This is a genomic window from Aquabacterium sp. (assembly GCF_016195855.1).
Lineage (GTDB): Bacteria > Pseudomonadota > Gammaproteobacteria > Burkholderiales > Burkholderiaceae_C > Aquabacterium.
Genome location: NZ_JACPYU010000016.1, coordinates 359,613 through 373,554, shown reverse-complemented (window position 1 = coordinate 373,554; position 13,942 = coordinate 359,613). Strand labels below are relative to the sequence as shown.

At 62.1% G+C, this 13,942-nt stretch carries 16 protein-coding genes; 11 read left to right on the top strand and 5 right to left on the bottom strand.

Annotated features, from left to right (window positions below; all coding sequences use genetic code 11):
- Positions 1 to 35: 35 nt before the first annotated feature.
- The 4 genes from HY019_RS15080 to HY019_RS15065 are packed head-to-tail and all read left to right on the top strand — an operon-like array spanning position 36 to position 3,536.
- Entirely contained in the window at positions 36 to 1,013 is a 978-nt protein-coding gene (locus HY019_RS15080; protein WP_363302771.1) for an ABC transporter substrate-binding protein, read from the top strand.
- Between the two features lie 5 nt (positions 1,014 to 1,018).
- Positions 1,019 to 2,134: an ABC transporter substrate-binding protein gene (locus HY019_RS15075; RefSeq protein WP_290693616.1), complete on the top strand. Its 1,116-nt coding sequence runs from the start codon at positions 1,019 to 1,021 to the stop codon at positions 2,132 to 2,134.
- A gap of 20 nt (positions 2,135 to 2,154) precedes the next feature.
- Positions 2,155 to 2,880 (top strand): CoA transferase subunit A, encoded by a 726-nt coding sequence (locus HY019_RS15070; RefSeq protein ID WP_290693613.1) that lies wholly within the window; start codon positions 2,155 to 2,157, stop codon positions 2,878 to 2,880.
- A 2-nt stretch (positions 2,881 to 2,882) separates the two neighbouring features.
- The gene (locus HY019_RS15065) at positions 2,883 to 3,536 is read left to right on the top strand and encodes a 3-oxoacid CoA-transferase subunit B (protein ID WP_290693610.1); all 654 of its coding nucleotides are present in this window, start codon (positions 2,883 to 2,885) and stop codon (positions 3,534 to 3,536) included.
- Between the two features lie 3 nt (positions 3,537 to 3,539).
- Here the strand turns inward: HY019_RS15065 and HY019_RS15060 are convergent, their stop codons facing one another.
- Both HY019_RS15060 and HY019_RS15055 read right to left on the bottom strand, forming a co-directional pair.
- Positions 3,540 to 4,550, bottom strand: coding sequence for a bile acid:sodium symporter family protein (locus HY019_RS15060; protein WP_290693607.1), 1,011 nt, complete (start codon positions 4,548 to 4,550; stop codon positions 3,540 to 3,542).
- Between the two features lie 12 nt (positions 4,551 to 4,562).
- Positions 4,563 to 5,630 (bottom strand): ABC transporter substrate-binding protein, encoded by a 1,068-nt coding sequence (locus tag HY019_RS15055; RefSeq protein ID WP_290693605.1) that lies wholly within the window; start codon positions 5,628 to 5,630, stop codon positions 4,563 to 4,565.
- 289 nt (positions 5,631 to 5,919) lie between these two features.
- Here HY019_RS15055 and HY019_RS15050 point away from each other — a divergent pair, with 289 nt between their 5' ends.
- Both HY019_RS15050 and HY019_RS15045 read left to right on the top strand, forming a co-directional pair.
- The gene (locus HY019_RS15050; protein WP_290693602.1) at positions 5,920 to 6,588 is read left to right on the top strand and encodes a glutathione S-transferase family protein; all 669 of its coding nucleotides are present in this window, start codon (positions 5,920 to 5,922) and stop codon (positions 6,586 to 6,588) included.
- A 24-nt stretch (positions 6,589 to 6,612) separates the two neighbouring features.
- Positions 6,613 to 7,602, top strand: coding sequence for a hypothetical protein (locus HY019_RS15045; protein WP_290693599.1), 990 nt, complete (start codon positions 6,613 to 6,615; stop codon positions 7,600 to 7,602).
- Here the strand turns inward: HY019_RS15045 and HY019_RS15040 are convergent.
- Both HY019_RS15040 and HY019_RS15035 read right to left on the bottom strand, forming a co-directional pair.
- Positions 7,574 to 8,116 (bottom strand): hypothetical protein, encoded by a 543-nt coding sequence (locus HY019_RS15040; RefSeq protein WP_290693596.1) that lies wholly within the window; start codon positions 8,114 to 8,116, stop codon positions 7,574 to 7,576. The two genes, HY019_RS15045 and HY019_RS15040, sit on opposite strands and share 29 nt — an antisense overlap.
- 117 nt (positions 8,117 to 8,233) lie before the next feature.
- Entirely contained in the window at positions 8,234 to 8,734 is a 501-nt protein-coding gene (locus tag HY019_RS15035) for a hypothetical protein (RefSeq protein ID WP_290693593.1), read from the bottom strand.
- Between the two features lie 319 nt (positions 8,735 to 9,053).
- Here HY019_RS15035 and HY019_RS15030 point away from each other — a divergent pair, with 319 nt between their 5' ends.
- Complete coding sequence (locus HY019_RS15030) at positions 9,054 to 9,725, top strand: YkgJ family cysteine cluster protein (protein WP_290693590.1); 672 nt, start codon at positions 9,054 to 9,056, stop codon at positions 9,723 to 9,725.
- Between the two features lie 7 nt (positions 9,726 to 9,732).
- On the opposite strand, the gene HY019_RS15025 is transcribed toward HY019_RS15030, so the two are convergent.
- A complete protein-coding gene (locus HY019_RS15025) occupies positions 9,733 to 10,176 on the bottom strand; it encodes a hypothetical protein (RefSeq protein WP_290693587.1) in 444 nt (147 codons plus the stop codon).
- Between the two features lie 115 nt (positions 10,177 to 10,291).
- On the opposite strand from HY019_RS15025, the gene HY019_RS15020 reads away from it, so the two are divergent.
- From HY019_RS15020 to HY019_RS15005, 4 genes are all read left to right on the top strand, one after another.
- Entirely contained in the window at positions 10,292 to 11,920 is a 1,629-nt protein-coding gene (locus HY019_RS15020) for a hypothetical protein (protein WP_290693584.1), read from the top strand.
- 64 nt (positions 11,921 to 11,984) lie between these two features.
- Positions 11,985 to 12,422 (top strand): YeeE/YedE thiosulfate transporter family protein, encoded by a 438-nt coding sequence (locus HY019_RS15015; protein ID WP_290693581.1) that lies wholly within the window; start codon positions 11,985 to 11,987, stop codon positions 12,420 to 12,422.
- 12 nt (positions 12,423 to 12,434) lie between these two features.
- Entirely contained in the window at positions 12,435 to 12,851 is a 417-nt protein-coding gene (locus HY019_RS15010) for a DUF6691 family protein (RefSeq protein ID WP_290693578.1), read from the top strand.
- A gap of 55 nt (positions 12,852 to 12,906) precedes the next feature.
- On the top strand, positions 12,907 to 13,935 hold the full coding sequence (locus tag HY019_RS15005) for an amino acid ABC transporter substrate-binding protein (protein ID WP_290693575.1): 1,029 nt from the start codon (positions 12,907 to 12,909) through the stop codon (positions 13,933 to 13,935).
- Positions 13,936 to 13,942 lie beyond the last annotated feature (7 nt).

The window sequence follows — 13,942 nt, the reverse complement described above, 5'->3', positions numbered from 1 at the left end:
ATGCCCATCCAACACATCACTCAGCGGAGTTGGTCTTGAACAAGCTCATTCAGCACGCCTGCATGGCCATCGCGGCCAGCCTCACGGCCATGGCCGCCCAAGCGGCCGACAACATCCACCTTGGCAACCTGCGCTTTGCCCACTACGGGGCTGTGTCCTACATGAAAGAGGTCTGCCCGAAATACGGCATCAACGTGGCCGAACACGTTTTTGCCAAGGGACCGGACATCATGCCGGCCATCGTGGCTGGCGACATCGACCTGGCCGCGCTGGCCTCTGATGGCGCCATTGCCGGGCGTGCCAATGGCGTCCCCATCTATGCGGTGGCCGGCTTTGCGCAGGGTGGGGCGCGCATGGTGGTGGGCAAGGACACCCCGATTCGTTCGCTGCGCGAGCTCAAAGGCAAACGCGTGGGCGTGACCCGGGGCGGGGCGCAGGAATTGCTGTTGTACGCCGTGCTGGACAAGGCTGGCCTCAGCTGGTCAACCACCGCCGACAAGACCAAGGACATCGAAGTCGTGTTCCTGCCTTTTGCGGACCTGAACCAGGCGCTGGCAGCCAAGCAGATCGACGCCATGATGCAGTCCGAACCCCAATCGTCGCAGGCGATTCGGCGCCAGATCGGCCGCGAATTGCTCAAGCCTTACGACACGGCACTGGGCCAGCCCAAACGCCTGCTGGTCATGAGCGAGCGCCTGTATCGCAACCGCGAGCTGGCGCTGCGCGTGGTGAAGTGCTTTGTAGATGCCACCGCGCAATTCGTGAAGAGCCCGGCAATGGCCGAGCAATATGTGCGCGAGCGCATGTTCCGCAACGAGCTGACGCATGACGAATTCCAGGACGCCATTGGCAACGCGCCCTACAGCTATGACGTGAGCCTGGCGCACATCGACACCACCACCGAGCTGATGAAGCAGTTCGGTGTCGGCAGGCTGTCCAGCCCGCCCAAGGCCTGGGAATGGACCCGGCTGGACCTGCTCACCCAAGCCAAGCGCGAACTGCAGATCCCTTGATGTTCATGAAGCGTGTCTTGACCTGGCTCGCGCTGCTGGCCTTTCCCTTCTCGGCAGGGGCCACCGAGCCCATCCTGATCGGGCAGACGGCTGACCTGTCCAGCGTGTCCAGCGCCCAGATGAAAGACTTCAATGCAGCCGCCAAGGTCTACCTCCACACGGTGAACAAGGCCGGTGGCATCAAGGGTCGCCCCATCCAGCTGATTCATCTTGACGATGCCATGTCGGCCCATCTGGCCAGCGTGAACGCCCGCGAACTCATCGAAGAGCAGAAGGTGCTCGCGATTTTCGGCACGCGTGGCACAGACCCGACCGAGGCGGTGTTGGCCGTGGCCGATGCCGCTCGTGTGCCCGTCATCGCCCCCATCAGTGGGGCCGACACCGTGCGCAAGAGCCCGGTCGCCTTCCCGGTCAGGGCCAGCTACAGGCTGGAGCTCGACACCATGTTCAAGCAAATGGCCTTTGCGCCGGTGCGCCTGGCCATGCTGGTACAGAACGACAAGTTCGGCCACCCACTGGCCCGTTTCACGCAAACGCGATTGCAGCAGTACCCCACGATCTCGTTGGTGAAGCAAGCCTTCTTTGACCGCAAGTGCACCGACATGAGGGCCCAGGTCAACACCATCCTGGCCAGCCAGCCCAATGCGGTGATCGCCTTGTGCAACCCGACCTCCTGCGAGGCCTTCTTGCGCGAGATCCAGAAGCAGACGCGCCATACCGGTGCCACGCGCCCGACCATCTACCAGACCTCCATCTCGGATGCCTACAGCCAGTTCAGCGCGATGAAAGCCGACTTCCCTGGCGGCAACCCCTTCACGCAGGTCCTGCCAGATCCGGTGCACACCAGCGCCCCCCTGGCCAAGGAGTACCGCGCCGCACTCAAAGGGCAGGGCATCCCCATCAACTACCGCAGCTTCGAAGGCTACGTGGCGGCCAAAGTGCTGGTGATGGCGCTGGCCAAGGCGGCCACGCTCACGCGCGAAGGCCTCATCCAGTCCATGGAGCAAATGGGCACCCGCGATCTGGGCGGCTTCACCGTGCATTACGCCAAAGGCAATCATCTTGGCAGCACGTTTGTCGACCTGGTCACGCTCAACAGCACGGGTCAGATCGTGCATTGAATCAAGCAAGGAGTCATGAATTGAACAAGGTGTATGCAAACGCCGACCAGGCCATCTCCGACATCGTTCGGGACGGCCAGATGATTGCGGTTGGCGGCTTCGGGTTGTGCGGCATCCCAGAGGCCTTGATCGAGTCCGTTCGCCAATCAGGCGTGCGCAAGCTCACGCTGATTTCCAACAACGCCGGGGTCGAGGACTTCGGGCTGGGGCGCCTGATCAAGGCCCGGCAGGTCCGCAAGCTGATCTCCAGCTTTGTGGGCGAGAACAAGGAGGTCGAGCGCCAGTACCTGGCGGGCGAACTGGAGCTGGAGTTCACGCCGCAAGGCACGATCGCTGAAAAGCTCAGGGCAGGGGGCGCGGGCATCCCCGCCTTCTTCACACCTACCGGGCTGGGCACCCTGATTGCCGAGGGCAAGGAGGTGCGCGAGTTCGACGGCAAGCACTATGCGCTGGAGCAGGCCTTGCGGCCCGACCTGGCCATCGTCAAAGCCTGGAAGGCCGACAAGGCAGGCAACCTGGTCTTTCGGCGCACGGCGCGCAACTTCAACCCGTCGGCGGCCATGGCAGGGCGCATCACCGTGGTGGAGGTCGAGCACATCGTTGAGACGGGGGCCCTGGACCCCGACGAGATCCATCTGGCCGGCATCTACGTGCACCGCATCGTGCACAACCCCGTGCCGGAAAAGCGCATCCACAAACGCACCGTTTCCACGCAAACCACTTCCCTCGAACCCGCAGGAGCATGAACATGGCATGGACGCATGACGAGATGGCGGCGCGCGCCGCGCAAGAGTTGCAAGACGGCTTTTACGTGAACCTGGGCATTGGCCTGCCGACCAGGGTGGCCAACCACGTGCCGCCCGGCATCGAGGTCTGGCTGCAATCGGAAAACGGCATGCTGGGCATCGGCCCGTATCCAACCGAAGACGAGGTGGACGCCGACATCATCAACGCCGGCAAAGAGACGGTGACCTGCATGAAGGGTTCGTCCATCTTTGCCTCGCACGAGAGCTTTGCCATGATCCGCGGCGGCAAGGTGCACCTGTCCATCCTGGGTGCCATGCAGGTGTCCGATTCGGGCGACCTGGCCAACTGGATGATCCCCGGCAAGATGGTCAAGGGCATGGGCGGCGCGATGGACCTGGTCGCCGGCGTTCAGCGCGTGGTCATCGTGATGGAGCACTGTGCCAGAAACGGTGAACACAAGCTGCTGCAACGCTGCACCTTGCCGCTGACCGGTGTGGGCGTGGTCAGCCGCATCATCACCGACCTGTGCGTGCTGGACGTGACACCGCAAGGCTTTGTCTGCGTGGACATGGCGCCCGGCGTGACGCCTGAAGAGATCCGCTTGAAGACAGGGGCCCATGTGCACCTGTCTCACCTGACCAAGCTGGCGGCCTGATCCTCAGGGCGGCGTCGAACGCGCGGCATAACGCCGCGCCATCAGCGTGCACACGAACATCTGGATCTGGTGGTACAGCATGATCGGCAGCACCAGCACGCCCATGGACGCGCTGCCGCCAAACAGCAGCTTGGCCATGGGCATGCCCGATGCCATGGACTTCTTGGAGCCGCAGAACACCGCCACGATCTCGCCCTCGACATCGAAGTTCAGACGACGCGCCAGCATGCGCGAGAACCACAGCATGGGCAGCAAGAAGAGCATCGTGCCCGCCACGGCTTGAGCCAGCAAGCCCGGGCCATGGTTGCGCCACAGCCCATCTGCCACCGAATCACTGAAGGCCGACCACACCAGCAAGACGATCACCGCCCGGTCAAACGCCATCGTGTAGGGCTTGATGCGGGCGAACATCGCACCCAGCACCGGCCGCATCAAATGCCCGACGATGAAGGGCAAAAGCAGCATCCTGGCGATCTTCAGCATGGTGCCGGCCACATCGAAATGGTGCCCCGCGCCGTTCATCACCAGGCTGACCAGCAGCGGTGTGATGAACACACCCAACAGCGTCGACAAGGTCGCATTGAGCACGGCCGCGGCCACGTGCCCGCGCGCCATGGCCGTCATCGCCACGGACGACGACACGGTGGACGGCAGCACGGCCAGGTAGAAAAAGCCCATCATCAGGTCGTGGGACATATAAGGCCCCAGCAACTTGGCCCACAGTGCCCACCACAAGGGAAAGGCAACGAAGGTGCAAACCTGAACCAGCAGGTGCAACTTCCACTTGCTGGCACCGTCCTTGAGGCTGTCGGTGGACAGGCCCATGCCGTGCAGGAAGAACAGTGCCAGCACGCCCAGGTCGGTCACGGCGTCCACATGCATCAGGCCGCCGGTGCGCCCCACGTTGGGGGCCAGGGTGGCCACGATGACGGCAGACACCATGCCGATCAGGAACCAGTCGGCTTTCCCTGACACCCGGGCGCGAGGCCACCCATCACGACGTGCTGCAAACATGGCGTCAAACCATCAATGAACCAGGCGGCCAGAACCATCCAGCGTCACCAGATCAACGTATTTGCTGCCCTGGTGCTCATCGCTGCTATAGCGGACGGTCAGCCCACCCAGATCATAAGAACCCATGCCCTCCAGGGTATCGAGCAATACTTTCGGGCTATTGGAAGACGATTTTGAAAGCGCCGCCACCAATACCTTGGCCGACACATAACCTTCGAAATTGCGATAAGTCACAGGCAGATTGGCCTTGCTCATGGCCGCCAGGTATTCCTTGGTCAAAGGGCTGAGCGTGCGATGCGGGTCGGGCAATATCTGCGAATAAGGATTGCCTTGCACCACCTCAGGCCCCAGTTTCTTGAATTGGGCGTAAATATCGGAGATCGAAGTCTGGTAAATGGTGGGGCGAGGGCGTTGCGACTGACGCGCCTGGCCCAACACCTCCCTCGAAAATGCCTCGCAAGAAGTGGGGTTGCACAAGGCAATCACCGCGCTGGGGCTGTCATTGAGGATGGTGGTGACCTGGGGTTTGAGATCCGTGGCCTTGCGGTCAAACGTGACCTTCCTGACGATGGTGATGCTGCGGTACTCCTTGGCCACCCGCTCTTCGATGAAGGTGGCCAGTGGCAGGCCGAACTTGTCGTTCTGCACCAGCAGGGCCACCTTCGTTGGCATGAAGGCGATGTGACGCAACATGGCCTCGATCTCGCTGCGGTAGCTGGCGCGAACAGGGAAGGTCACCGGGCTCTTGCGCACCGAATCCGCCCCCGTCACTGGGGCAATCACTGGCACGCCGGCCGCCTCGGCCACCTTCATGACCGCCTCGGTTGGGTCCGTCCCCCGGATGCCGAACAACGCCGACACCTTTTTATTCTGGATCAATTCCTTGGCATTTTGCGCGGCCTTGTCGGCGGCATAACCATCGTCCAGGCTGATCAATTTGATCTGCTTGCCCTTGACGCCCCCCGTGCCATTAACCCGGTTGATATAGGCGAGGGCGCCCGCGTTGAACTCCTTCATCTGCGTGCCTGCGACGCTGCTGAAATCGGCCGTCTGCCCAATCAGAATCTCGTCGGCTGCCATCACGGAAAACGAGGCCAGGCAAAAGACAATCAATGCGCAAAACTTTTTCATTGTATTGACATGCAGTAGCCCACCCGGACAAATCTATTTCTGTCCGGGATACAGGCGGTGGCGGTATTGGCTGGGTGGCGATTGATATGCCGCGTACTGCTGGGGCATGGTCGTCGATAACCCATCCGACGACAGGGCGCCATCATACGGTGCAACGCCCCGGTTTTTCGGATGGCGATACCTTGAAGTGAGGGGGGAGCGTGTCAGGCAAGCACCTGGCACCAGATAAGATGAGACGGTGATCCAACTATTTCACTGCATCAGCGCGCGCTCATTCCGCCCCCTGTGGCTCCTGGAGGAGCTCGGCCTGGCCTATGAGTTGCACATGCTCCCGTTCCCGCCACGTGTGCATCAACGCGCGTTCCTGGCGCTCAACCCGCTGGGCACCGTGCCCTTGCTGCTCGACGGCGACACCCGCATGACCGAGTCTGCAGCGATGTGCCAGTACCTCGCCGCCCGGCACAGCCCCGGACAGCTGGACGTGGCCGTTCACGAAGCCGCGTATGGCGACTACCTGAACTTTCTGCACTTTGGCGAAGCCACACTGACCTTTCCCCAGACCCTGGTGCTGCGCTATACGCACTTCGAGCCCGAAGGCAAAAAGCAGCCCCAGGTGGCGCAAGACTATGCCAAGTGGTTCCTGGCCAGGCTGCGCACCCTGGAGCCTCGCCTGACCGACTCGGCTTTCCTGTGCGCAGGGCGCTTTACCGCGGCAGACGTGTCCGTGGGCTATGCCTTGCTGCTGGCACAGCATCTGGGCCTGGCCGAGCAGTTCACGCCACACGTGGCTGCGTATTGGGCCAGGCTGCAACAGCGAGCTGGCTACCAACGAGCACAGGACGCGCAGTGGCGCGCTGGCCAAGAACAAGGCCTGCCGGCGCTAGCCGCCCCGGACGTCCGCCCCTGACAACCGTTTGACGAGAACACCTCCGTGCACATCAAAGACCAAGCCCCCTTGAAACTACTGGGGCTGCTGCTGGTCCTCGTCATCTCGTATTTCCAGTTCAAGAACTGGGTGCTGATCCACGAAGAGAACATGCAAGCCGTCATCGGTGCGGCCTACGGCGTCTTTGATGGCACACCCCACTGGCGCGCCTTTCAGAACCGGATCTTTTCGCCCGGGCTGGTCTATGCACTGGGCTTCATCTCGGACAAGCCCTTCATCCTCTTCATGGCCGCCGGCATCTTCGCACTCAACTGCGTGCTCTACGGCCTGGTGCTGCGCCTGACAGGCAGCGTCGCGCGTGCCGTGCTGGCCGTGCAGGGTGCGGTGCTGATGTGGATCTTCCAGCATCACTTCTGGTTCTATTCCTGGGACCTGACCGAAGCCCTGTGCCTGCTGCTGTTCACCTATGCTGCGCTCACGGAAAAGATGAACCGTGTGGTGCTCGCAGCGCTTGTTCTGGTCTCGATGCTGAACAAGGAAACCGCCGTGCTGATCGGCGTGTACTTCATGGTGCGCGGCGCGGCTGAAAAGTGGGCAGGGTGCCCCATCAACTACCGGATGATCGGGCAGGGCGCTGCGCTGTCCATTGCCTCCTTGATCGTGACGGAAGCCTTGCGTCACTACCTGTTCAAGTTTTCATCGCTGGACGGGGTGGGGCATGACGTCGAGCATGCGGCCTTCGGCAACCACTTCAACCACGCCAAGAACTGGGAGACGCTGATGCGCTTTGTGCAGCGCCCCTCGGCCTTCTTCCTGATCATCGTGTTCTATGTGACCGCGCTGATCAGCCTGGCTGCACAGGCCATCAAGGCACGCAACACGAGCCTGATGGGCCTGAGTGCCGCACTGGCTGGCTATGCGCTGGCGCTGTGGGTGTTTGGCGTGATCGACGAATACCGGATCTACCAACCCTTGATGTGGTGTGTGGCCTTGTTGCTGGTGAGCGTCAACCGTAGTTCAACGGCTCGCTCGTGATCTGGCCGATGTCATTGCCGGTGGTTTCGAAAACCCAGCCCCTGCTGTTTTGATCCTTGAAGTTGGGCAGCTTGGGGAATGCGTCCACGTCCATGGGCATCCAGCGGGAATTGCCCAGCCCTTCGGCCAGGCCCTTGACGCCGTTCTTCCACTCGCTGAGGCTGCCGCCGAAGTAGTAAATGGGCCGATCCACGTCGAAGCCGGCAAACTTCATCGCGCGATCAAAGCTCACCCGGTCAACCATCAGGCCGCTTGCAAACTCGGAGCAATGGATGCCCCGCAGGGAGTTGCGGCCAGTCAACTGGATGGCACCCAGGCATGAAAGCAGTTTGGTAAACACCAGTACGGGGCCTTCTGCATACTCCCATTCGCGAATGATGGGCACGCCCTTGGGCGTTGACAAGACTGCCGGATTACCGCTTTCGGCGCACCGGCTGGCAGCCCTGAGATCCTGGATATGCGATGCCCGTGTCAGGCCGGCAAGTGCGTCCTCAACGTGATCAACTGCAGCCATGTCAACCTCCTGCTTCTGATGGCTTGCCCAAGTTCTGGCTCATTTCATCATGTGCTTGTCATGTGCAGCGTTGACATGGCGCAAGAAAACGCCGCCCCATCTGCACGGCAGCCGTAGTCATTCGTCCCAATCCTGCAAGTTGTCCTCGGCATACTTCAGCGACGGAGAAAAGTCGTTGTAGTTGCCCCAGGTCTTGCTGCCAGCGACGATGGCTTTGAGCCAGGGGTACAACTCCAGGTCCAGGCTGGACGCGTAGCCTCTGCCCACTTCGGCCAGGTGCGTGATGATGGCCAGATCCTGCAATTGAACCGGCAGATCTTTCAACCCGACCTTGTCGCCAGTGGCCCAATCCAGAAAAGACTGCGCCAGGGCCTTGCCTTTGTCGTCTTTCGAGTTCGCCCAGGTTGCGATCTGCAGGTAGGAGCTGGGCTTGCCTTTGCGACGGATCACAGGGTCGTAGTTCTGCCAGCCTTTGCCGAGCTTGAACCCGATGGCGTTGAGGTTCTTGTTCACATGCGCGATCAGTTCCTCGCGCTTGGCCGTGTCGTTTTGAATCCAGACATAGCCGTTCCAGAACCGGCCCCAGGTGATGAGGGCCTCAGCTTCTTGCTTTGACATGACGACGTTCCCTTTTTGAGCATGAGATGGGGGCATCGTTATGGCAAAGGGCCTGAAAGGCAATTGACCATCGCCACCTTCTTTGGTTTACATAATATACATCGTAGAAAGTATATGAAAGTACGCCACAGGCAACTTCCCCCGGCTCAACCCCACTCAACACAACTTTACAAACCACTAAAATCCCAGCCGCTGCGCGAAACGCATCCACTTGATACGGCACGCGCCACCCCGTTCTCGACACCGACTGGTCATCCAGTGTCCGAGCAGCGTCGAGCGCACACAACAGAAAGTCAGGTACGACGACAAGAGCTTCAACATGGACTTCAACCATCCAGACGACACCGACTCGGTCATCCAACGCCTGGTCGAGCGCAAAGCCGAGGGCCGCACAGAATCCACATTGCGACTGGCCGCCATCGACAAGGACATGACGCCCCAATGGAAGGCGTCCATGCAGGCCCGAATCACCAAGCTGAACCACGAGGCCTCGTCGCCTCGCAGCAAGTTGCCCAGGCTCTACGCCATGATGGAGGAAGTCGCCGCTGTCAGGGCGCCTCATCTGGCCTGCGCCGCAGGATGCACCGCGTGCTGCCGGACCATCCCGGTCGAGATATCCGATCTGGAAGCCCGCCATATCGCGCACGCAACCGGCAGGGTCATGGCCACGCTGCCGCCCGGGCGGCACACCGTCCCCGGCCATTCACCCAAACACGTGAACACGCCGTGTCCGTTCCTGGTCGACAACCTTTGCTCGATCTATGAGCATCGCCCTTACAACTGCCGCTCCCTGGCTGTTGTGGATCGCGACGCACTGACTTGCAGCGAGGAAAACACCGCGCTGGCCCGCGCCCAGGACCCTCGTGCCGTGCCTGTCCCCATGACCAAGATGCAGGCCTTTGACCCCAGTTATGCAGCACTGACGGATCGTTCAGGCACCGTCTGGGCCGACATCCGGCAGTTCTTCCCGGCGTCAGCCAAGCCTGCCTGATCGCGGGCTACAGCGACACCGCGTTGCGTACCTGGATCAGGCGCCAGCAACCCGGGGTCTGGCGGAACACAAACGTGCGGTCGTAAGCGGCATCTTTGCGCAGCGCCACGGTGTAGGTCCCGCTGGCGGTGGCCGTGATGTGCCTGTCGAGCGGCATCGCGGCTTGCTCCTTGTCTGACGGAAAGCTGGCCCCTGGGTAGTGGGCCTTGATGGCCGGTGTCACCCGCATCGTCTCCATACGGGCACCACGTGGCCGCAGATAGATCAAGGGGTATTCGGTGTGTTGCGTCCGAAAGCCGGCATCCATGGCAAACCGGTCCAGAAAGGCATTGAAGCTGGCTGGGCAAGCCCCGCCCCGCTCTGCCTGTGTTTCTGCGCTACGGGCCGGCAGGGCGGTCAACAGCGCGGCGAGAGATGTGGCAGCGATCAGGGTACGACGGGGGCAATTCATGCGCTGTATTTTGACTGTTTCAGTCGGTTGATCTGGCGCATTGCGCACGGCCTTTGCAACTCCTAGACTCGGCCCTTCGCTGCGAAGTCTGCGGCTTCCATCTTCTGGAGGTTTTATGGACTCGGTACGCTTCAATCCTTCCCGTATTGCTCATCAGGCTCTGGTTGCGTTGTGCACGGCCAGCCTGAGCAGCGTTGCACTGGCCGCCACCATGTGCACGGCGCCGCCCAATCTGGTGTCCAACCCTGGGTTCGAGCAAGGCAGTTACGCCCCTGGCAGCCCCCCCGCAAACTGGCTTTTCGATACGGGCTATGGCTCGTCGCTCGGCACCTGGGACAACGCGACCGCTCACAGCGGGCAGTTCAGCGTGCGCATTGATGCCAGCGCGCCGGATGACGCGACCTGGCAGCAGTCCGCCAACGTGCCCACCAACACGCTCTTGTACCTGGGTGGCTGGATCAAGTCCAACAACATCCAGCGCGTAGGTCAACCGGACAGCCCCGGTGCCACGGTATCCGTTCTGGGCCGCTGGGATCAACCGGCGCCAACGCTGGGCACCACGCCGTGGCACGCCGTGGGCATGAGCTTCTTCACGGATACAAGCCCCCTGCTGATCACCCCCAGGCTGGGCTTCTGGGGCGGCCTGGCCTCAGGGACCGCCTGGTATGACGACCTCACACTGGTCCCTCGGGTGGCCAACACGCCGCACCCGCGCTGGAAGGTCCTGGTGCTGATCTACCCGCAAACCGATGTCACCTACACCGATGCGCTGGGCGTCAGCCGGCACGTCACGGGCGCCATGTCGCGATGGGATGTCGACAGGACGCTGGATCAGGCGCGGCGCTTCGTGCAGCACGACATTCCTGCCCTGAGCAGCAGCAACATGCTGCCTGAGTTCACCGCGAGGGTGGCGCACGAACCACTGAAGTCACTCTCGCCCTTCTTTGAGGGCTGGTGGCCAGCCCAGGGTGATGTGATCAAGGAGCTTGACCCGGCCTTTGACTCGGTCATCGTGATCTGGGAGCCTCGGGTGCGCGACGTGGCAACGGGCCAGCCACTGGTGATCGCAGGTGATGGCGCCGTAACGCCAGATCGTGGGTTGCAGCAGACCTATACGACCTTGCGCGTGCCCTATGCAGGCCTCAATGGCAACCGCAACGTCTACAAGCAACAGTGGGGCGTGGCACTGTCCTCCTACTTCCTGAGCATGCAGCTGGCCTCCCCACCGCCCATCAACTTCAACCCTGCCCCAACCCAGTACGTCAACTGCCAGACCGGGCAGTTCTATGTCTGGCAAGAAGAAACCAACGGCAACCCGATCCCGAACTCGATCTACAACAACGGCTCGGGCTTCATACACGACTATTACTCCGGCACCTTGGCCCTTGCCGATGCACCCACGGCCTGCCTCGGCTTTGGCGCACCCGCATGGGCCTGGGGCGGCCCTGTGACCCACTCGGGCAGCGCCCCCACCTTCACCGCCCTGGACCGGGTCAATGCCTTGATCGAGCAAATTGATGCGCTGGAGAGGGCCGACATGCTGGACCACGGCCCTGCCCAGAGCCTGCGCGCCATGCTGCAAGCAGAACGCCACATAATGGGCATGCCGCACTCTCCGGCTGCGCAAGCCGGCCTGACGGTCTTCATCAAACACGTACGGCAGTTGATCAGTAGCGGCCAGTTGTTGCCACACGCAGGTCAACTCTTGATCGAAGGCGCAGAGGCCGCCCGCTCCTGCACCTAAATACACCCCCAGGTACCCAGATCCCTTGGTAAGCTTCAGCCCTTGATCGATCTGGAGTACCTTGATGAGTGAATTCACCCCCGTCGCCGGCTTGATGGGCGGGGCATTGATCGGCACATCCGCCGTGGTCTTGCTGGCTTTCACAGGCCGGCTGGCAGGCATCAGCAACATCGCGCACGGGCTGGTCGCCAGCCTGCGCCAGGGCAAGCCGATGGACGCGGCCTGGCGTTTTGTGTTCCTGCTGGGCATGGTTGGAGCCACATGGGCTTACTTCCATGCCACAGCGGCCACCGTCAACCCTCGCCAGCACTACCCATCGGGCTTGCTGGTGCTAGGTGGCCTGTTGGTCGGATACGGCACGTCCATGGGCAATGGCTGTACCAGTGGCCACGGCGTGTGCGGGCTGGGCCGGCTGTCCGTGCGCTCGTTGGCGGCCACCCTCACCTTCATGGCCACGGGCGCGCTCACCGTCTTCGTGTTGCGCCATGTGGCGCACATCTGAGGGGCAGCCGACATGATCCGTTTGTTGACGTGCCTGATCGCAGGCGCCTTGTTCGGGCTGGGCCTTGCCGTGGCGCAGATGACCAACCCGCTGAAGGTTCAGAACTTTCTGGATGTGGCCGGCGACTGGGACCCTAGCCTGGCCTTCGTCATGGGCGCGGCCGTGCTGATCACCCTGGTGATGTTCCGTGTGGTGCTCAAGCGCGCCAGCCCGCTGCTGGGTGAACGCTTCCACTTGCCAAACTCGCTCAAGGTCGATCGCCCGTTGATCATGGGCTCGGCGCTGTTTGGTGTGGGCTGGGGCATGACGGGCTATTGCCCGGGCCCCGCGCTGGCAACCCTGTTGTCTGGCAATGGCGAGGTGCTGCTGTTCGTGCCGGCCATGCTGCTTGGTGGGTTTTTGCACCGAACCTTCGGGCACCGTGCCTGAGCGCGCTTCCTCACGTATGCTTGCTGCTGTCTTCGTTGCCTGATCCCGAGGTCTCATGCAAGTTCGCTCTCATCTGGGCCTGGCGCTGGCCCTGGCCTGCGCTGCCGTGGTGCCCCATGCCTGGGCTGGCAAAACACTCGACGCCGTCAAACAACGCGGGCAGTTGCAGTGTGGGGTCAGCACCGGTGTCGCCGGCTTCTCCGCACCCGATGCCAAGGGGCGCTGGTCTGGCTTCGATGTGGACTTCTGTCGCGCCGTTGCGGCGGCTGTGCTGGGTGATCCCGAAAAGGTGGCCTTCACGCCGCTCAATGCCCAACAGCGCTTCACGGCACTGCAATCCGGCCAAGTGGACATGCTCTCGCGCAATACCTCGTGGACGCTGACACGCGATGCCTCGCTGGGCCTGAGTTTTGCCGCCATCACCTACTTTGATGGCCAGGGCTTTCTGGTGCCCAAGAAACTCAAGGTGGACAGCGCCAAGAAGCTGAAAAACGCACAGGTGTGTGTGCAATCGGGCACCACCACCGAGAAGAACCTGGCGGACTTCTCGCGTGCGAACAAGCTGGCCATCAAGCCTGTGGTGTTCGACACCTACGAAGCCGGTTTCAAGGCCCTGTTTGCCGGCCGCTGCCAGGCCTACACGGCCGATGCCTCGGCGCTGGCCAGCATCCGCAACAAGGAAGCGCCCAACCCCGACGACTATCTGGTGCTGCCCGAGCTGATCTCGAAAGAGCCGCTGGGCCCGGCCGTGCGCCGTGGTGACGACGAGTGGTTTGCCATCGTCAAATGGACCGTCTTTGGCCTGCAGGAAGCGGAAGAGCTGGGGCTCACCCGGGCCAATGTCGACCAGCTGTTGAAGGCCTCGACCGACCCGGCCATTCAGCGCCTGATCGGCTCCGGCGAGGATACCGGCAAGCTGCTGGGGCTGGACAAGGCCTGGCTCTACCGCTCCTTGAAAGCTGTGGGCAATTACGGTGAGATCTTCGAGCGCAACGTCGGCGCGCAGTCGCCCCTGAAGCTGCCCCGCGGCGTCAACAAGCTGTGGAACCAGGGCGGCCTGGTCTACCCGCCCCCGATTCGCTGACCCCCGC

Bases quoted from the DNA above. Each gene is read 5' to 3' on its own strand.
- HY019_RS15005 (WP_290693575.1), top strand. From the start codon at position 12,907: ATGCAAGTTCGCTCTCATCTGGGCCTGGCGCTGGCCCTGGCCTGCGCT.
- HY019_RS15020 (WP_290693584.1), top strand. From the start codon at position 10,292: ATGGACTCGGTACGCTTCAATCCTTCCCGTATTGCTCATCAGGCTCTG.
- HY019_RS15055 (WP_290693605.1), bottom strand. From the start codon at position 5,630: ATGGCAGCCGACGAGATTCTGATTGGGCAGACGGCCGATTTCAGCAGC.
- HY019_RS15030 (WP_290693590.1), top strand. From the start codon at position 9,054: ATGGACTTCAACCATCCAGACGACACCGACTCGGTCATCCAACGCCTG.
- HY019_RS15035 (WP_290693593.1), bottom strand. From the start codon at position 8,734: ATGTCAAAGCAAGAAGCTGAGGCCCTCATCACCTGGGGCCGGTTCTGG.
- HY019_RS15010 (WP_290693578.1), top strand. From the start codon at position 12,435: ATGATCCGTTTGTTGACGTGCCTGATCGCAGGCGCCTTGTTCGGGCTG.
- HY019_RS15075 (WP_290693616.1), top strand. From the start codon at position 1,019: ATGAAGCGTGTCTTGACCTGGCTCGCGCTGCTGGCCTTTCCCTTCTCG.
- HY019_RS15065 (WP_290693610.1), top strand. From the start codon at position 2,883: ATGGCATGGACGCATGACGAGATGGCGGCGCGCGCCGCGCAAGAGTTG.
- HY019_RS15015 (WP_290693581.1), top strand. From the start codon at position 11,985: ATGAGTGAATTCACCCCCGTCGCCGGCTTGATGGGCGGGGCATTGATC.
- HY019_RS15040 (WP_290693596.1), bottom strand. From the start codon at position 8,116: ATGGCTGCAGTTGATCACGTTGAGGACGCACTTGCCGGCCTGACACGG.
- HY019_RS15025 (WP_290693587.1), bottom strand. From the start codon at position 10,176: ATGAATTGCCCCCGTCGTACCCTGATCGCTGCCACATCTCTCGCCGCG.
- HY019_RS15060 (WP_290693607.1), bottom strand. From the start codon at position 4,550: ATGTTTGCAGCACGTCGTGATGGGTGGCCTCGCGCCCGGGTGTCAGGG.